At 69.1% G+C, this 16,591-nt stretch carries 16 protein-coding genes and 3 pseudogenes; 7 read left to right on the forward strand and 12 right to left on the reverse strand.

Features of this window, described 5'->3' with window-relative positions; all coding sequences use genetic code 11:
* Nucleotides 1-15: 15 nt before the first annotated feature.
* The 5 genes from rbsD to ACGFRF_RS20435 form a co-directional block, all read right to left on the reverse strand.
* On the reverse strand, nucleotides 16-405 hold the full coding sequence (gene rbsD / locus ACGFRF_RS20415; protein ID WP_393741797.1) for a D-ribose pyranase: 390 nt from the start codon (nucleotides 403-405) through the stop codon (nucleotides 16-18).
* Nucleotides 402-1,304 carry a ribokinase gene (locus ACGFRF_RS20420; RefSeq protein ID WP_393741799.1) on the reverse strand — a complete coding sequence of 301 codons (903 nt, stop codon included), beginning with the start codon at nucleotides 1,302-1,304 and terminating at the stop codon, nucleotides 402-404. The genes rbsD and ACGFRF_RS20420 overlap by 4 nt, the downstream gene beginning before the upstream one ends.
* 85 nt (nucleotides 1,305-1,389) lie before the next feature.
* Nucleotides 1,390-3,339, reverse strand: coding sequence for a substrate-binding domain-containing protein (locus ACGFRF_RS20425; protein WP_393741801.1), 1,950 nt, complete (start codon nucleotides 3,337-3,339; stop codon nucleotides 1,390-1,392).
* Nucleotides 3,329-4,849, reverse strand: coding sequence for a sugar ABC transporter ATP-binding protein (locus tag ACGFRF_RS20430; RefSeq protein ID WP_393741803.1), 1,521 nt, complete (start codon nucleotides 4,847-4,849; stop codon nucleotides 3,329-3,331). Before ACGFRF_RS20430 ends, ACGFRF_RS20425 begins: the two co-directional genes overlap by 11 nt.
* A complete protein-coding gene (locus ACGFRF_RS20435; protein WP_393741805.1) occupies nucleotides 4,846-5,916 on the reverse strand; it encodes a LacI family DNA-binding transcriptional regulator in 1,071 nt (356 codons plus the stop codon). The genes ACGFRF_RS20430 and ACGFRF_RS20435 overlap by 4 nt, the downstream gene beginning before the upstream one ends.
* A 535-nt stretch (nucleotides 5,917-6,451) precedes the next feature.
* On the opposite strand from ACGFRF_RS20435, the gene ACGFRF_RS20440 reads away from it, so the two are divergent.
* Entirely contained in the window at nucleotides 6,452-6,880 is a 429-nt protein-coding gene (locus tag ACGFRF_RS20440; RefSeq protein WP_393741807.1) for a VOC family protein, read from the forward strand.
* Between the two features lie 19 nt (nucleotides 6,881-6,899).
* Here ACGFRF_RS20440 and ACGFRF_RS20445 read toward each other — a convergent pair.
* A pseudogene (locus ACGFRF_RS20445) lies at nucleotides 6,900-7,112 on the reverse strand (IS5/IS1182 family transposase); the annotation flags it as partial.
* Between the two features lie 221 nt (nucleotides 7,113-7,333).
* The gene (locus ACGFRF_RS20450; RefSeq protein ID WP_393741809.1) at nucleotides 7,334-7,825 is read right to left on the reverse strand and encodes a MarR family winged helix-turn-helix transcriptional regulator; all 492 of its coding nucleotides are present in this window, start codon (nucleotides 7,823-7,825) and stop codon (nucleotides 7,334-7,336) included.
* 75 nt (nucleotides 7,826-7,900) lie between these two features.
* Here ACGFRF_RS20450 and ACGFRF_RS20455 point away from each other — a divergent pair, with 75 nt between their 5' ends.
* Both ACGFRF_RS20455 and ACGFRF_RS20460 read left to right on the forward strand, forming a co-directional pair.
* Nucleotides 7,901-8,848: a zinc-binding alcohol dehydrogenase family protein gene (locus ACGFRF_RS20455; protein ID WP_393741811.1), complete on the forward strand. Its 948-nt coding sequence runs from the start codon at nucleotides 7,901-7,903 to the stop codon at nucleotides 8,846-8,848.
* Nucleotides 8,849-9,027: 179 nt separating this feature from the next.
* A complete protein-coding gene (locus tag ACGFRF_RS20460) occupies nucleotides 9,028-9,171 on the forward strand; it encodes a hypothetical protein (protein ID WP_393741813.1) in 144 nt (47 codons plus the stop codon).
* Here ACGFRF_RS20460 and ACGFRF_RS20465 read toward each other — a convergent pair.
* From ACGFRF_RS20465 to ACGFRF_RS20480, 4 genes and pseudogenes are all read right to left on the reverse strand, one after another.
* Nucleotides 9,168-9,542 carry an ester cyclase gene (locus tag ACGFRF_RS20465; RefSeq protein WP_393741815.1) on the reverse strand — a complete coding sequence of 125 codons (375 nt, stop codon included), beginning with the start codon at nucleotides 9,540-9,542 and terminating at the stop codon, nucleotides 9,168-9,170. The genes ACGFRF_RS20460 and ACGFRF_RS20465 overlap by 4 nt on opposite strands.
* Complete coding sequence (locus ACGFRF_RS20470) at nucleotides 9,539-9,655, reverse strand: hypothetical protein (protein WP_393741817.1); 117 nt, start codon at nucleotides 9,653-9,655, stop codon at nucleotides 9,539-9,541. The genes ACGFRF_RS20465 and ACGFRF_RS20470 overlap by 4 nt, the downstream gene beginning before the upstream one ends.
* 515 nt (nucleotides 9,656-10,170) lie before the next feature.
* Nucleotides 10,171-10,599 (reverse strand): annotated as a pseudogene (locus tag ACGFRF_RS20475) (hypothetical protein); the annotation flags it as partial.
* Between the two features lie 6 nt (nucleotides 10,600-10,605).
* Nucleotides 10,606-11,017: pseudogene (locus tag ACGFRF_RS20480) on the reverse strand (ATP-binding protein).
* A gap of 202 nt (nucleotides 11,018-11,219) precedes the next feature.
* Between ACGFRF_RS20480 and ACGFRF_RS20485 the strand changes: the two are divergent.
* Both ACGFRF_RS20485 and ACGFRF_RS20490 read left to right on the forward strand, forming a co-directional pair.
* Nucleotides 11,220-12,056, forward strand: coding sequence for a helix-turn-helix domain-containing protein (locus tag ACGFRF_RS20485; protein WP_393741819.1), 837 nt, complete (start codon nucleotides 11,220-11,222; stop codon nucleotides 12,054-12,056).
* A gap of 8 nt (nucleotides 12,057-12,064) precedes the next feature.
* Nucleotides 12,065-12,256 carry a DUF397 domain-containing protein gene (locus ACGFRF_RS20490; protein WP_393741821.1) on the forward strand — a complete coding sequence of 64 codons (192 nt, stop codon included), beginning with the start codon at nucleotides 12,065-12,067 and terminating at the stop codon, nucleotides 12,254-12,256.
* A gap of 34 nt (nucleotides 12,257-12,290) precedes the next feature.
* Here ACGFRF_RS20490 and ACGFRF_RS20495 read toward each other — a convergent pair whose 3' ends face one another.
* A complete protein-coding gene (locus ACGFRF_RS20495; protein ID WP_393741823.1) occupies nucleotides 12,291-12,470 on the reverse strand; it encodes a hypothetical protein in 180 nt (59 codons plus the stop codon).
* Nucleotides 12,471-12,530: 60 nt separating this feature from the next.
* Here ACGFRF_RS20495 and ACGFRF_RS20500 point away from each other — a divergent pair, with 60 nt between their 5' ends.
* A complete protein-coding gene (locus tag ACGFRF_RS20500; RefSeq protein WP_393741825.1) occupies nucleotides 12,531-14,786 on the forward strand; it encodes an ATP-dependent RecD-like DNA helicase in 2,256 nt (751 codons plus the stop codon).
* Between the two features lie 250 nt (nucleotides 14,787-15,036).
* On the forward strand, nucleotides 15,037-16,326 hold the full coding sequence (locus tag ACGFRF_RS20505; RefSeq protein WP_393741827.1) for a citrate synthase: 1,290 nt from the start codon (nucleotides 15,037-15,039) through the stop codon (nucleotides 16,324-16,326).
* The last annotated feature ends 265 nt before the right edge of the window (nucleotides 16,327-16,591 follow it).

The following is a 16,591-nucleotide window of genomic DNA, read 5'->3' on the forward strand; positions in this document are numbered from 1 at the left end:
CCCGAACGACAGGGCCTAGAAGAACACCCCGCAGCGCAGCAGCACGTTGGCGTACGGGTGGGCCTCGCCGGTGCGGACGATCAGCCGGGCCCCCGCCGACAGCTCCTTGAGGCGTTCGTGGGGGACCAGGGCCAGGCCCGGGAAGCGGGACTCCAGCAGCGCGGTCGCCGCCGGATTGGCAGCCCGTACCTCCTCCGCGGCCGTGGCGCCCTCCACCACCAGCTCGGCCAGCAACCCGTCCAGCACCTCCGCGAAGGACGGGACGCCGGCCCGGAAAGCGAGGTCCACCACCCGGGGCCCGTCCGGGATCGGCATGCCCGCGTCGCACACCAGCACACCGTCCCCGTGCCCCAACTCGGCCAGCGCGCCGGACAGGTGGCGGTTGAGAATGCCCGCCTTCTTCACAGGGCATCCACCTCCGCCGCCGTCGGGTACGACTCCTGCGCGCCCCGCCTGGTCACGGCCGCCGCGCCCACGCGCGCCGCGTAGGCCGCCGCCTCGGCCGGTGCGGCACCGGCCCCGAGCCGCCAGGCGAGCGCGGCCGTGAACGCGTCGCCCGCCCCGGTGGTGTCCACCGCGTCGACCTTCACCGACGGCACCCGGGTCACGCCCGAGCCGTCGCACACCAGCGCCCCCTCCGCGCCCAGCGTCACCACCACCGAGCGCGGGCCCCGGGCCAGCAGCAGCCGCGCCCAGTCCGCGGGATCGTCGCCCACACCGGTGTCGCCGAGGGTCACCCGCGCCTCGTGCTCATTGACGATCAGCGGGTCACAGGCCGCGAGTACCTCCGGCGGCAACGGGCGCGGCGGGGACGGGTTCAGCACGAACCGGCTGCCGGGAGCCAGGTTCCGTACGACCTCCACGACCGTCTCCAGCGGGATCTCCAGCTGCGCCGAGACCACCCGCGAGGCGAGGACCAGGCTCCTGGCCGCCCGGACGTCCGCGGGCGACAGACGGGAGTTGGCACCCGGGGACACCACGATGCTGTTGTCCCCGGACGGGTCGACCGTGATCAGCGCCACGCCCGTCGGCGCCCCGCCCGCCGGCACGCCCGCCGTGTCGACCCCGGCCGCGCGCAGGGAGTCGAGCAGCAGCCGGCCGTGGCCGTCGTCGCCCACCCGCGCCAGCAGGGCCGTACGCGCCCCGAGCCGGGCGGCGGCGACGGCCTGGTTGGCCCCCTTGCCGCCCGGGTGCACGGCCAGGTCGCCGCCGAGCACCGTCTCGCCGGCGGCCGGCCGCCGTTCGACGTTTATCACCAGGTCGGCGTTGGCCGAACCCACGACCAGGAGGTCGTAGTCGTACATCAGTTGACTCCCCTGAGAGATGACTTCGGGCGGACGGCCGCCCCGGACTTCGTGCCCGGTACGACCGCCCGCCCGTCCGTCGTTGTCAGCCGGTGAATCCGGTCACGTTGTCCTTCGTGACCACCTTCACCGGCACCTTCACGGTCGGCTGAACCTTCTTGCCCTGGACCGCCCGGAGCGCGTTGTCCACGGCGATCTTCCCGAGCTGGGTCGGCTGCTGGGCGACCGACGCGTACAGCGTGCCGTCCTCGACCGCCTTCAGACCGTCCGGGGTGCCGTCGAAGCCGACGACCTGGACCGACCTGCCGGCCTTGGAGCCGAGCGCCTTGATCGCGCCGAGAGCCATCTCGTCGTTCGCGGCGATGACGCCCTGCACGTCGGGGTGGGCCTGGAGCAGGTTCGACATCACGTCGAGGCCCTTGGTGCGGTCGAAGTCGGCGGGCTGCTGGGCCAGCACCTGTATGCCCGGGTAGGCCTTCAGGCCCTGCGCGAAGCCGGCCGCCCGCTCCCGGGCCGCGGAGGTGCCCGCCTGGCCCTGCAGGATCACGATCTTGCCCTGGCCGCCCAGCTTCTCGGCGATCGTCTTGGCGGCCAGCTCACCACCGGCCACGTTGTCGGAGGCCACCAGTGTGTCCACGGAGGCGTTGTTGACACCCCGGTCGACCGCGACGACCGGGATCCTCGCCTTGTCGGCGGCCTTGACCGAGTTGCTCGCCGCGTCCGAGTCCACCGGGTTGACGATGATCGCGCCCTCGTTGGACGTGGTGAAGTTCTGCAGCTGGTTGGCCTGCTGGGAGGCGTCGTTCTGGGCGTCGGTGACGGTCAGGTCCACGCCGAGCTTCTTCGCCTCGGCCTGGGCGCCCGCCCGGATCTGCACGAAGAACGGGTTGTTGAGCGTCGAGAGCGACAGGCCCATCTTCGGGGTCGTCGACGAGGATCCGCCGTGCAGGAAGGAGGTCGCGCCGACGACCGCCACCGTCACCACGGCCGCGAGCGCGTACGTCGCCGCCTGTTTGCCCTTGTTCCCGCCGCCCGTACCGGCCGCCACCGGCGTGGCCCCGGCCTTGCGGCGCACCGTGTCCAGCAGCACCGCCAGCGCGATGACGACACCGATCACGACCTGCTGCCAGAACGCGGACACGTTCAGCAGGTTGAGGCCGTTGCGCAGCACCGCGAGGATCAGCGCGCCGATCAGCGTGCCCGACGCCTTGCCGGTGCCGCCCGCGAGCGAGGCGCCGCCGATGACGACCGCGGCGATCGCGTCCAGCTCGTAGCCGTCGGCGGCCTGCGGCTGCGCCGAGGACAGCCGGGAGGCCAGCACGATGCCCGCCACCGCGGCGAACACCCCGGACAGGGCGTAGATCGCGAGCTTCTGCTTCTTCACCCGCAGACCCGACAGCCGCGCGGCCTCCTCGTTGCCGCCGATCGCGTACATGGAGCGGCCGATGTACGTCCGCCCGAGCACGAACGCCGCGATCAGGCCCATCAGCACCATGACCAGCACCGGCACCGGCAGCCAGTCGCCGAGGGTGTCCCCGAGGTGCGAGACCGAGTCCGGGAACGGGATGGGGACGCCTCCGGAGATCACCAGGGACAGGCCGCGCGCCACCGACAGCATCGCCAGTGTCGCGATGAACGGCGGCAGCTTGCCGTAGGCGATGAGGAAGCCGTTCACCAGGCCCGCCACAATGCCCGTGGCGACGGCCAGCACCACCGCCAGGAACACCGGCACGCCATGATTCGTGGCGCTCCAGGCCAGCACGGTCGCCGACAGCGCCGCCACCGAACCGACCGACAGGTCGATGCCCGCCGAGACGATCACGAAGGTGACGCCGAAGGCGAGGATCGCCGTCACGGCGGCCTGGACACCGATGTTGAGCAGGTTGTCCGCGGTCAGGAAGTCACCGGACAGCGCCGACAGGGCGATGACCAGGACGATCAGCGCGGTCAGCGCGCCGTTGTCGAGGAGCAGCCGGCGCAGGCCGCCCCGGGCGCCACTCGCGCCCGTCGTGCTCTTGAGCGTGTCAGTGGCCACGGGTGGCCTCCTTCTCGGTGGTCGGGGTGGAGACGGCGAGCGCCATGACGGCGTCCTGGGTGGCCTCGTCGGAGCTGAGTTCACCGGCGATCCGGCCCTGGGCCATCACCAGGACCCGGTCGCTCATGCCGAGCACCTCCGGCAGATCGCTGGAGATCATCAGCACGGCGGCTCCGGCGGCCGTGAGTTCGTTGATGAGCTGGTAGATCTCGACCTTCGCGCCGACGTCGATACCGCGCGTCGGCTCGTCGAGGATCAGCACCTTGGTGTCGGCCAGCAGCCACTTGCCGATGACGACCTTCTGCTGGTTGCCGCCGGACAGGGTCCGCACATGCTGCCCGAGGCCCGCCATGCGCACACCCAGCTGCCCCGCGATCCGCTCGGCCGCCGTGTGCTGCGCCTTGCGGTCGACCAGCCCGGCCCGGGTCGCCGACCGCATGGTCACCAGCCCCAGGTTCTCCTCGACGGAGGCGTCCAGCACGAGCCCCTGCCCCTTGCGGTCCTCGGGCACGAGCCCGATCCCGGCCGCCATCGCGGCGTTCACGTCATGCCGCCGCAACGCGCTCCCGGAGACCTTCACGACCCCGTCGTCGTACGGGTCCGCGCCGAACACGGCCCGCACGACCTCGGTCCGCCCGGCCCCGACGAGTCCCGCGATGCCGACGACCTCACCGGCGTGCACCTCGAAGCTCACGTCGTGGAAGACGCCGTCCCGGGACAGCCCCTCGACGCTGAGCAGCGCGGCGCCCTTCTCGGGCCGCTGCCGCGGATACTGCTGCTCGATGGACCGGCCCACCATCAGCCGTACGAGTTCGTCCTCGGGCGTGGAAGCGGGCACCTGCCCGACGCTCCTCCCGTCCCTGATGACGGTCACCCGGTCCCCCAGGGCGGCGATCTCCTCCAGGTGATGGGTGATGAACACGACCCCGACGCCGTCCGCGCGCAGCGAGCGCACGATGGCGAACAGCTTCTCCACCTCCTCCGAGGTGAGCACGGCGGTCGGCTCGTCCATGATGAGCACGCGCGCGTCCAGGCTGAGCGCCTTGGCGATCTCGACCATCTGCAGCCGCGCGATACCGAGTTCCCGCACCCGCGCGCGGGGCGAGACGTTCACTCCCACGCGGGCGAGGAGCACCTCGGCGTCGGCCTCCATCCGCTTCCGGTCGATCATCCCGAAGCGACGCGGCTGCCGCCCCAGAAAGATGTTCTCGGCGACGGTCAGGTCCGGAACGAGATTGAACTCCTGGTAGATGGTGGCGATCCCGAGCCGTTCGGCGTCCTGCGCGCCATGCACGCGCACCTCTTTGCCGCCGGCCAGGATCCGCCCGGAATCGGGCGTGTAGGCACCGGAGAGCATCTTGATCAGCGTGCTCTTGCCGGCACCGTTCTCACCGAGCAGCACATGCACCTCGCCCCGGCGCAGGTCGAAGTCGACGCCGTCGAGCGCGACCACGCCGGGGAAGGTCTTGCGTATGCCCTCGATGCGCAGCAACTCGTCCGGGTTGCTCACGTCGTGCTCCTTTGCACTGGGGAGGGGGACTGCGTGGGGGGAAGGGCCCGCACGGCGGTGGCCGGTACGGACGCGGACGGCTCACCGCACGAGCGGCGTACGACGAGCCGGGCGGCGAGGGTGACGGACGCGGGCGACCGCCCCTCGATCCGGTCGACCAGGGCCCGTACGGCGGCCCGGCCCAGCTCGCCCGTGGGCTGGGCGATCGCGGTGACCGGAGGATCGGTGTGCACGAACCACGGGATGTCGTCGAAGGCGGCCAGCGCGATGTCGTCCGGAACCCGCAGCCCGCGCGCCCGGACGGCGTCCAGGGCACCGAGGGCCATGAGGTTGTCGGCCGCGAAGACGACCTCCGGCGGCTGAGGAAGATCCAGGAACCCCTCGGTGACCCGCCGCCCGCTCTCGGCCTGGAAGTCGCCCTGGCCTGTGTAGACGTCCGGGAGGGGCATCCCGTACTCCGCCATGGCCTCCCGGAAAGCCTCGACACGCTCGCTGCCCGTGGTGGTGGCCGCGGGGCCCGCGATGATGGCGAGCCGCCGGTGCCCCAGCCGGTACAGATGTGCCACGAGATCCCGTACGGCGGCCTGCCCGTCGGCCCGCACGACGGGCACGTCCACGCCCGGGATCCACCGGTCGACGAACACCATCGGCGTGCCCGCGCGGGCGGCGTCGAGCATCAGCGGCGACCCGCCGTCGGTCGGCGACACGAGCAGCCCGTCGATGCGCCGGTCCAGCAGATTCCGCACATGATGATCCTGCAGATCCGGCCGCTCGTCGGCGTTGCCGATGATCACGCTGTAGCCGAGGGCGCGGGCCTCCTCCTCGACGGACCGGGCCAGCTCGGTGAAGTAAGGATTCAGCACGTCGCTGATGACCAGCCCCAGGGTGTGGGTCTGATCGGTGCGCAGCGAACGGGCGACGGCGTTGGGCCGGTACCCCAGGTCCTGCACAGCGGCCAGCACCCGCGCCCGCGCGTCGGCACTGACCGACGGATGCTCGTTCAGCACCCGCGACACCGTGGCCACGGACACCCCCGCCGCAGCGGCGACGTCCTTGATACTCGCCATCGGCGACCCACCTCCTCGTGGAACGCGTGGAATCGATTACATCAACGCGTAGGAAGGATTGGAATCGATTACACGCCCGAAGGCAAGAGGGTGAAGGTTGGCCGAAACCGAATCGTGACCGTGGCCGAAACCGGCCGCTGGGCCGGGGGTGCGGCTGGGCCGGCAAGGGGACGGCCACCCTCCGGCGCCGCGGCGGTTGATCGGCAGAGGTGTTCCGCGTCCCCGGAGGTGCGCGCCCGACACGCAGGGCCTGGCCCATCCCGACCGTGGGACACACCTGCCGATCAGCGTGCGCGACTCGTCGGCCAGTGGCGGCGCGGGCACGGCCGGGAAACGGCGTTGCCCCAGCTCATGGCGGTCACTAAGGTCGGTTGGGTGACTGCCGGGTCGGCCTTGGGCCACGCACGAGTGAGATTCCCGGCCTCGGCGTGAGCACGAGGCGGGCAAGAGGCCCGCCCCCCTTCTCCGCTCTTCGACCCCGGCGCCCGCGTGCGGCGCCCCGTCCCAGAACCCCGAGACCGGAGAGAGACCACCGATGTCCCATGACCAGCGACACCCGCACGAATCCGAGCCGCCGACGGCCGCCGTCCAGCTGAACCACACCGCCGTCTACGCCAGTGACCGGCACCTGTCCGCCGAGTTCATCGCCGCGATCCTGGGCCTGCGGGTCGGCGCCCCGTTCGGGCCGTTCCTGCCCGTCGACCTCGGCAACGGCGTGACGCTCGACTACTACGAGAAGCGGGACGAGCCGATCCAACCGCAGCACTACGCCTTCCTCGTGCCCGACGAGCGGTTCGACGCCATGATCGCCCGCCTGGAGGCGGTCGGGGTCACCTACTACGCCGACCCCGGCCACACCGACCCCGGCCGGATCAACCGATTGTTCGGCGGCCGAGGCGCCTACTTCGACGACCCGGACGGCCACAACATGGAGATCATGACCCGTCCCTACGTTCGCCCCTAGGGCGCGTATCGCGTCGTGATCAAGGGGTGGTCTGGGCGCGGCCCTTGATCCAGATCGTCGAGGCGCGCAGGTGGAGGCCGGCGAGGTGGCTTTCGGGGCTCTTGTCGTACCGGGTGGCGATGCCTCGCCAGGCCTTGATCTTGCTGATCAGGCGCTCGACGGTATTCCGCTCCTTGTAGAGGTCGGTGTCGTGGCTGACGGGCCGACCGCCCCCGGGGCCCTTCTTCTTCCGCGGCATCGGGTACGGGTCGCCGTACCTGCTGATGAGCAGGTACGAGCCGATGAACTGCCACTCACCGTCGGTCAGTTGCATGCCTTGGTGGTCGGCTCCGGAAGTCCTTCGGGGGTTGATCAGGTAGCCAGGGCGACGGAGGGTCTTCTTGTCGGTCGGCGGGGGCGCCTCCGGAGCGGCTTCGCTGTGATGGGGTGGCGGCGCGTGTGGTGGGCGCGGTCTCAGGTGGTGGGTGGGGCTGTCGTGTGGCGAGTCTGCTGGATCAGGACGGTGGTGGCGCGTTCCAGGAGTTCGCAGAGTGAGGCGTGTTCGGAGGGTGTGAACGCGTCGGTGAGTGCGCGCTCAAGGATGATCACCTCCTGGTAGGCGCGGTCCAGCAGCGTCCGGCCCTCGTCGGTGAGGGTGGCGATCTGCACCTTGGCGTGTACGGGGGACGTCTCGCGGCGGATGAGCTTCTTGGTCTCCATGTTGGTCAGCACGCTGCTCATGCTCTGCTGCGTCACCCCGCAGGAGCGAGCCAGCTGGGCGCCGGACATGCCGCCTTCACGCGAGAGGATCAACAGCACGGTGTACTGCGTCATGGTCAGCCCGTAGGTACGCAGCACTGCCTCGTGGTGCGCCATCAGCGCCTGTTCCGAGCGCCTGATCCGGGTGCAGATGTCGTTCTCGATCGGGGCTTCCACGGTGCACTCCCACTCCATTAACAGGTTCATGGATTGACTCAGGAACCTTATATACCTACAGTGCTCGGCTATAAGGATACTGAGTCAACACAGGGGGCTGTAATTATGAAGGCCGTCGTTCTCGACACCGATGACCGCTACCGGGTCGCCGAACTTGATGAGCCCACTCCCGGCCCCGGCCAGGTGGCGATCCGGGTCGCCTACGCCGGGATCCAGTGGGGCGACACCATGGTCCGGGACGGCCACTTCCCCGTGCCGCGCCCCTTCGTACCCGGCTTCGAGGCGTCCGGACACATTGCCGCGGTCGGCGAGGGCGTCGACGCAAGCCGTGTCGGTGAGCTCGTCACCGCACTGACCATGGCAGGCGCCTACGCCGAGGTGGTCCTGGCGCCCGCCGTGCTCACGTTGAGCATCGGCGACGTGCCGCTGCGGACGGCCGCAGGTCTCGGGTGGGGCGCACCGACCGCCTACGACCTGATCCACACCGCCGCACGTGTGCGACCCGGCGAGCGCGTGCTGATCCACGCCGCCGCCGGCTCAGTCGGCACGCTCGCCATCCAGTTCGCCCGGCTGGCCGGGGCCGACCGGATCGTCGGCGTAGTCGGCACTGCCGACAGGGCCGACTACGCCGCGCAGTTCGGGTACGACCAGCTCCTGCTGCGCGAGGAATTCCCGACCGCGCTCGGCGACGACAAGTTCGACGTGATCCTCGACCCCGTCGGCGGCTCGACCCGCCACGCCGGCCTCGAGCAGCTCGCACCGCACGGCCGACTGGTGGCATACGGCAACCTCTCCACGTACGAACCTGTCCTGGCCAACGCCAACGACCTGCTCACACACGGCAAATCGCTCCTGACCTACAACAGCAACCTGCTCAGCCAGACCCACCCCGAGCGACTCGCCGACAGTGCCCGTCGTGCACTCGGCCTCGTCGCCGAAGGCCAGATCCGCACGGACATCACCGCCGAGTACGACCTCGGGGACCTGGCCATGGCCGTACAGCACCTCGCTGAGGGCGCAACCCATGGCAAGAGCATCCTCCGCGTCGCCTGACGACATCAGTGCTGGCAGCGGCCTTGGCCGCTGCCCACCCTGACGTGCCCCACGCAGCCACACCCCCCGGAAGATGGGCCGCCCTCCGTCCATGCCCGCATGTTCCGCCGTGCCCGTGGAACTGACCGCTGCCGAGCGCCACCGGCTCAAGCAACCGAATCGAGATCTTCTTCTCCATCGTGCAGCGCAAGGTCGTCTCACCCAACGACTTCACAGACCTCGACGAGGTCCGAAATCGGCTCCGAGCATTCGAAGACCGCTACAACGCCACGGCACAGCCGTTCCAGTGGAGGTTCACCACCGCCGACCTGGACACCACTTAGCTGGCCGGTCGGCCGAGACTGGACAGGCCCCATAGCTCGGCGATCAGGCCGTACTGAACTCGGAAGATCTCCATCATGGTGGGTGCGGGCTCCGCGCCGCCCGACGCGGAGTTCGAAAGCCCGTGCAGCACCGAGCGGACGGCGACCCGGTCGTGGTCCACGAGCATGTCCTCGACGAAGACCTGAATGTCGGGATGGGCTGCGAACATCTTGGACCAGGCATCCGCGACGGCCCCGATCCCGGCCGTTCTCAGCGGGTGGCTCACGAAGTCCGGTGCGAGGATCGTCTCCAGGGCTGCCAGGTCCCGGGCGTTGAAGGCCTCGTACATGCGCAGGCCGACAGCCCTTGCTTCGTGCACTTCGTCTGTCATCGGTCCAATCCCACCTCGTAGTCGCACCAGATCCGATGCGTTCCATCAGCCTCGACGGCCATTCCTCCAGCACCGGAGATCCCGGCCGGCTCTCCCGTACCGCTCGTTGGCACGATGGTGAAGAACTCCGCTGCGCGATCACTGCCGAGTGCTTCTCCATCGTGGCGAGACCCACCGGAAGCCCACTGGACACAGCCGAGCCCGGTTTCAGCTCAGTCGGGACGAACGCTTTGACAGTGAACGTTCCTGTAGCTCTCATGGAGCGACCGTATCGGTGCGGTCTGACACCGCTCTCCTCTGGGCGGCCGAAGCTGAAGCGACTGGCCGCGACCCGCAAGGTGATCACGACTCGATGCGCGCCCTAGCAGGCCCACTGCCGGCGGCCCGTCGTGTCGTCCCAGCCGAGCGGCTCCCGACGCCCTGGCGCCCAGCACGACGGCGAGCCGCTCGGATCACCAAGGGAAAACGTGCGCTTCTCGGAAGGAGACGAAGAACCAGACGACCACAGGCAGGACGGCGAAGAGGACGAACCCTGCCAGGACTTTCGCCCACACGGCGGTCTTCCCTCTGCTCTCGGTCGGCATGGTGGCTCACAACCTGTCTATGAGGCGGCTCAACGCTCACCCACTCAGTCGTCGGCGAACAGCTCGGCCGCGTCCGTGGCGTGCACGGCTCGCTGGGCCCAGGTCTCCAGCTGGTCGAGGTCCGTGCAGGCGCTCACCCGCTCACGTACGGTGTCCGGCACGGAAATGCCGCGCCATTCCAGAACCTGGAGGACCATCTCGGCCTTGGCCTCGGCGCGGCCCTGCTCCCGGCCCTCTTCGCGTCCTTCTTCGCGCACCTGCTCGGCCAGTGGGTGTCGCCAGAAGTACTGGATCGCCGTCATCAGGTCCCTCCACGCCAGGGAGTCCAGTATGGCCGGAGCCTGCGGGCCACGCCCGTGTGTCATCGCCGAGAGCACCGCGAGGGGCACGTCCCGCTCGGTCTGCCGCTCGTCCGCGATCACCGGCACGTTGTCCGGACCCAGCACCAGCGGACGCACCGTCAGCGAGTGCCAGGTGGGTCACCCCGCCTCCAGCTCGCACCACACGTACTTCCCCCGGTCCCCGAACCGTGCCGACGGCTGCCAGCCCCAGTACTGCGCGCAGGCCGTCACCAGTCCCAGTCCCCGCCCGTCCTCCAGTTCGGTGACCTGGTCCAGCGGCCGGGGCGGAGGGGGCGGCTCCGGGTCGGTGTCCCACGCCCCGATCCACACCACCCCCTCCCGGGTGCGGCGCACCCTCAGTGCGGCCGGCCCCTTCGTGTGCCGTACGGCGTTGGAGACCAGCTCCGTCGCCAGCAGCTCCGCCGTGTCCACCAGGCCGATCCAGCCCGTGCAGCGTGAGGATCAACCGCAGGGTGCGGCGGCAGACCGTGACGGCTCTGAGGTCGTTGGGGACGTAGAGGGTGTAGTCCCAGGACTCGGTTTCGGGCATGCGTCATCAACTCCGGTGGGAGACAAGGAATTTCGCGCGCGGTGGCATTGCCGCAGCCGTCATGGCGGGACAGAGCGGTGCGCTTCCGCTGCGTGTGCGCTACGTCACCGACGGTAGATCTAAATCTAGGGACGCAGCAAGCCGATCGCGTAATCTGACGCCGAACGAGTCGCGCCCACAGGCGCGTGAGGAGGACCAGTCGATGGTGAAGAGGCGCGAGCCAACGGCACGCCAGATGCGCCTGGCCACTGAGCTGCGCAGGATGCGTGAAGCGGCGGGCCTCAACTCCCGCCAGGCGGCGGCTCTCCTCGGCGTGAGTCCCGCCCAGATCACCCACATCGAGTCCGCACTCGCGGGCGTGAGCGAGCAGCGACTCCGCCGTCTCGCCTCCCACTACGCCTGTACCGACGAGGAGTTCATCGAGGCCCTGGTGGCGATGGCCACCGATCGGACACGCGGCTGGTGGGAGGAGTACCGGGGCTTGCTGCCCACGTCGTTCCTGGACTTGTCCGAACTGGAGCATCACGCCCGGTCCCTGCGCCACGTGGCGATCCTGTACGTGCCGGGCCTGCTGCAGACGGAGGACTACTCGCGTGCCGTCTTCTCATCGCGGCTGCCGGAACTGACCGGCGAGGAACTGGAGTTGCGCATCCGGCACCGCAAGGCGCGCCAAGCGTTCACCGTCCCGTACGAAGCGGTGATCCATGAGGCGGCACTTCGGATCAGAGTCAGCGACCGTGCCACCTCAAGGGCCCAACTCATCCGACTACTCGAGCTGTCCGAAGCGGACCACATCACCGTGCGCGTCATCCCGTTCGACCTGGACGGCTTCGCCAGAGCGTCGAGCACGATGACCTACGTGGGCGGTCCCCTGCCCAAACTGGACACCGTGGTCCGCGACGCGCTGCACGGCTCAGCCTTCATTGACTCCGAAGCACAGCTCAACACCTACCGAACGAGTTTCCGTAAGGTGGAGGCCGCGTCCCTGGAACCCGGACAGTCGCGTGACTTCATCCACAGGCTGGCGAAGGAGCTGTGAGGAAACCCATGGACAACTGGCGGAAGTCGTCCTACTCGGGCCCGGGCGACGGCAACGAGTGCGTGGAGATCGCGAACACACCCACCCACGTTGCCGTCCGCGACTCCAAAACCCCCACCCGAGCCCCCCTCGCCTTCCCCGCCCCCGCCTTCGCCGCTTTCCTCGAAGCTCTGAAGAAGGACTCGTACCCAGGGTCCTGACCCGCTGGTCCGGCGGAGGCGGCGGACGAGCCTGTCAGAGCAAGAACACGACGCCGAGGGCGATCAGCGTGCCGAGGGCGACGACGGCGCCGAAGATGCCGAAGGCTATGGCGATCTTCGCGTCGGCGGGCCGCAGCCCGTCCGGTACGGCGTGTCCGCGACGGCGGCCTCGATGTGGGCGTGGAACTCCTCGGTGGCGCTTGTGCCGTGGCACCCCTCACGGCCACGCAGAGTAACAGTGCCCGTTGTCAGACCCCACCGGTACCGTCGGATCATGGCTCAACAGGCGGGGAACCCCACGGCCGAGCGGCGGCTCGCCGTGCTCGAAGGCGTGCTGGAGCGGATCACGTACGCCAATGAGGAGAACGGCTACACGGTCGCCCGGGTCGACACCGGAAGAGGCGCCGGAGACCTCCTCACGGTGGTCGGCGCGCTGCTCGGCGCCCAGGTCGGCGAATCCCTCCGCATGGAGGGCCGCTGGGGGTCGCATCCGCAGTACGGCAAGCAGTTCCATGTCGAGAACTACACGACCGTGCTGCCCGCCACCGTCCAGGGCATCCGCCGCTATCTCGGCTCCGGCCTGGTCAAGGGCATCGGACCGGTCTTCGCCGACCGCATCACGCAGCACTTCGGGCTGGACACGCTCAGGATCATCGAGGAGGAGCCCGAGCGGCTCGTCGAGGTGCCCGGCCTGGGCCCGAAGCGGACCAAGAAGATCGCCGACGCCTGGGAGGAGCAGAAGGCGATCAAGGAGGTCATGCTCTTCCTCCAGACCGTCGAGGTGTCGACCTCCATCGCGGTGCGGATCTACAAGAAGTACGGGGACGCGTCGATCTCGGTCGTGAAGGAGCAGCCGTACCGGCTGGCCGCCGACGTCTGGGGCATCGGCTTCCTCACCGCCGACAAGATCGCCCAGTCCGTCGGCATCCCGCACGACAGCCCGGAACGGGTGAAGGCGGGCCTGCAGTACGCACTGTCCCAGTCCGCCGACCAGGGGCACTGCTACCTGCCCGAGGAGCGGCTGATCGCGGATGCCGTCAAGCTCCTCCAGGTCGACACCGGGCTCGTCATCGAGTGCCTGTCCGAGCTGGCCCAGCCCCCGCAGGACGGCGCGGATCCCGGGGTCGTACGGGAGAAGGTGCCCGGGGCGGACGGTGACGAGGAGCCCGTGACCGCCGTCTATCTCGTGCCCTTCCACCGGGCGGAGCTGTCCCTCTCCGCCCAGTTGCTGCGCCTGCTGCGGACCGGTGACGACCGGATGCCGGCCTTCCAGGACGTGGACTGGGACAAGGCCCTCGGCTGGCTGAAGTCCCGTACCGGCGCCGATCTCGCCCCCGAACAGGAGGCGGCGGTCAGACTCGCGCTGACCGAGAAGGTCGCCGTGCTGACCGGTGGGCCGGGTTGCGGCAAGTCCTTCACGGTCCGCTCGATCGTCGAACTGGCCCGCGCCAAGCGGGCCAAGGTGCTGCTCGCCGCCCCGACCGGCCGCGCGGCCAAGCGGCTGTCGGAGCTGACCGGCGCCGAGGCCTCCACCGTCCACCGGCTGCTGGAGCTGAAGCCGGGCGGTGACGCGGCCTACGACAAGGACCGCCCGCTGGACGCCGACCTGGTGGTCGTGGACGAGGCGTCGATGCTGGACCTGTTGCTCGCCAACAAGCTGGTGAAGGCCGTGCCGCCGGGGGCGCATCTGCTGTTCGTCGGCGATGTCGACCAGCTGCCCAGCGTCGGCGCCGGCGAAGTCCTCCGCGACCTGCTCGCCGAGGGCAGCCCCATCCCCGCCGTCCGGCTCACCCGGGTGTTCCGGCAGGCCCAGCAGTCCGGCGTCGTCACCAACGCGCACCGGATCAACGCCGGGCAGCATCCGCTCACCGACGGCCTCAAGGACTTCTTCCTCTTCGTCGAGGACGACACCGAGGAGGCCGGTCGGCTCACCGTGGACGTGGCCGCCCGGCGGATTCCGGCCAGGTTCGGGCTCGACCCCCGGCGGGACGTGCAGGTGCTCGCGCCGATGCACCGGGGCCCGGCCGGTGCGGGCAACCTCAACGGCCTGCTCCAGCAGGCCATCACGCCCGGCCGGCCGGACCTGCCGGAGAAGCGGTTCGGCGGCAGGGTTTTCCGCGTCGGCGACAAGGTCACCCAAATTCGCAACAATTACGAAAAAGGGAAGAACGGTGTCTTCAACGGCACCGTGGGCGTGGTCACCTCGCTCGATCCGGTCGACCAGCGTCTGACGGTGCTGACGGACGAGGACGAGGAGGTCCCGTACGAATTCGACGAATTGGACGAACTGGCACACGCGTACGCGGTGACCATCCATCGCTCGCAGGGAAGCGAATATCCCGCCGTGGTGATTCCCGTCACCACCGGAGCATGGATGATGCTCCAGCGGAACCTGCTGTACACGGCGGTGACACGGGCGAAACGACTCGTCGTCCTCGTCGGTTCACGCAAAGCGATCGGGCAGGCGGTGCGCACGGTGTCCGCCGGACGGCGGTGCACGGCACTGGACTTCAGACTCCGCGGATCCTGACGGGCTCCCGACCGCCCCTGACCAGGGACGGCGACCGGCATCGCAAAAAATGATCGATCAAACGAGTCGGAAAGGTCACAGAGCACTTCCAGATGCCGTGCGGAGGGGGCAGGATGAGCAGGTTGGCGGCACTGAGTGCCGTCGATAGGCCCAATGGTCGACCCCGAGTGCACTCTCCTGAGCCAAATGGGGGATGGTAGAGACAGTCAGGGCACCTCGAAGATGAGGCACTACGTCGGTGAGGGAAGACGTGAGCGACAACTCTGTAGTACTGCGGTACGGCGACGGCGAGTACACCTACCCGGTGGTCGACAGCACCGTCGGCGACAAGGGCTTCGACATCGGGAAGCTCCGCGCCCAGACCGGTCTGGTGACCTTGGACAGCGGTTACGGCAACACTGCCGCCTATAAATCCGCGATCACCTACCTCGACGGCGAGGCGGGCATCCTCCGCTACCGCGGCTACCCCATCGAGCAGCTGGCCGAGCGCTCCACCTTCCTGGAGGTGGCGTACCTGCTGATCAACGGTGAGCTGCCCACCGTCGACGAGTTGACGACGTTCAAGAACGACATCACGCGGCACACCCTGCTGCACGAGGACGTCAAGAACTTCTACCGGGGCTTCCCGCGCGACGCCCACCCGATGGCCATGCTGTCCTCGGTCGTCTCGGCGCTGTCCACCTTCTACCAGGACAGCCACAACCCGTTCGACGAGAACCAGCGCAACCTCTCCACGATCCGCCTGCTCGCCAAGCTCCCGACGATCGCGGCGTACGCGTACAAGAAGTCGATCGGCCACCCGTTCGTCTATCCGCGCAACGACCTCGGTTACGTCGAGAACTTCCTGCGCATGACCTTCTCGGTCCCGGCGGACGAGTACGAGCTGGACCCGGTCGTGGTGGCCGCGCTGGACAAGCTGCTGATCCTGCACGCCGACCACGAGCAGAACTGTTCGACCTCCACGGTCCGTCTGGTCGGTTCCTCGCAGGCCAACATGTTCGCGTCGATCTCGGCCGGCATCAGCGCCCTGTGGGGCCCGCTGCACGGCGGCGCCAACCAGTCCGTGCTGGAGATGCTCGAGGGCATCCGCGACTCCGGCTCCGACGTCGACACCTTCATCCGAAAGGTGAAGAACAAGGAGGACGGCGTCCGTCTGATGGGCTTCGGCCACCGGGTCTACAAGAACTTCGACCCGCGCGCCAAGATCATCAAGGCCGCCGCGCACGACGTGCTCTCCGCGCTGGGCAAGAGCGACGAGCTGCTGGACATCGCGCTCAAGCTCGAGGAGCACGCGCTGTCCGACGACTACTTCGTCGAGCGCAAGCTGTACCCGAACGTCGACTTCTACACCGGTCTGATCTACCGGGCCATGGGCTTCCCGACCGAGATGTTCACGGTCCTGTTCGCCCTCGGCCGCCTGCCGGGCTGGATCGCCCAGTGGACCGAGATGATCAAGGAGCCGGGCTCCCGCATCGGCCGCCCGCGCCAGATCTACACGGGTGTCGTCGAGCGCGACTTCGTGCCGGTCGAGAAGCGCTGAACACACCGAGCAGCAGGGCCTGCCCGTCCGGCAGGCCCTGAACCGCCGGTGACAAGCGAAAAAAACGGAAGGCGCCCTGACGCCGGTCCCCCCACGGGCCGACGACCAGGGCGCCTTCCCATGTCCCGGTGCGGATTCCCCCCACGGGATCCGGCCGGGCGCTCGGAGAGAACAGCGCCTGAATCGCTGTTTTCGAGCACAACGAGCAGAACTCGCCGTACTCCAGTGATGCGGTGCGATCTGCCGGGACAACGCACGCAGGGAG

Origin of the sequence: Streptomyces sp. NPDC048521 (assembly GCF_043199855.1) — a bacterium.
Taxonomy (GTDB): Bacteria; Actinomycetota; Actinomycetes; order Streptomycetales; family Streptomycetaceae; genus Streptomyces.

Bases quoted from the DNA above. Each gene is read 5' to 3' on its own strand.
- ACGFRF_RS20420 (WP_393741799.1), bottom strand. From the start codon at position 1,304: ATGTACGACTACGACCTCCTGGTCGTGGGTTCGGCCAACGCCGACCTG.
- ACGFRF_RS20455 (WP_393741811.1), top strand. From the start codon at position 7,901: ATGAAGGCCGTCGTTCTCGACACCGATGACCGCTACCGGGTCGCCGAA.
- ACGFRF_RS20500 (WP_393741825.1), top strand. From the start codon at position 12,531: ATGGCTCAACAGGCGGGGAACCCCACGGCCGAGCGGCGGCTCGCCGTG.
- ACGFRF_RS20435 (WP_393741805.1), bottom strand. From the start codon at position 5,916: ATGGCGAGTATCAAGGACGTCGCCGCTGCGGCGGGGGTGTCCGTGGCC.
- ACGFRF_RS20465 (WP_393741815.1), bottom strand. From the start codon at position 9,542: ATGACAGACGAAGTGCACGAAGCAAGGGCTGTCGGCCTGCGCATGTAC.
- ACGFRF_RS20490 (WP_393741821.1), top strand. From the start codon at position 12,065: ATGGACAACTGGCGGAAGTCGTCCTACTCGGGCCCGGGCGACGGCAAC.
- ACGFRF_RS20450 (WP_393741809.1), bottom strand. From the start codon at position 7,825: ATGAACCTGTTAATGGAGTGGGAGTGCACCGTGGAAGCCCCGATCGAG.
- ACGFRF_RS20485 (WP_393741819.1), top strand. From the start codon at position 11,220: ATGGTGAAGAGGCGCGAGCCAACGGCACGCCAGATGCGCCTGGCCACT.
- ACGFRF_RS20440 (WP_393741807.1), top strand. From the start codon at position 6,452: ATGTCCCATGACCAGCGACACCCGCACGAATCCGAGCCGCCGACGGCC.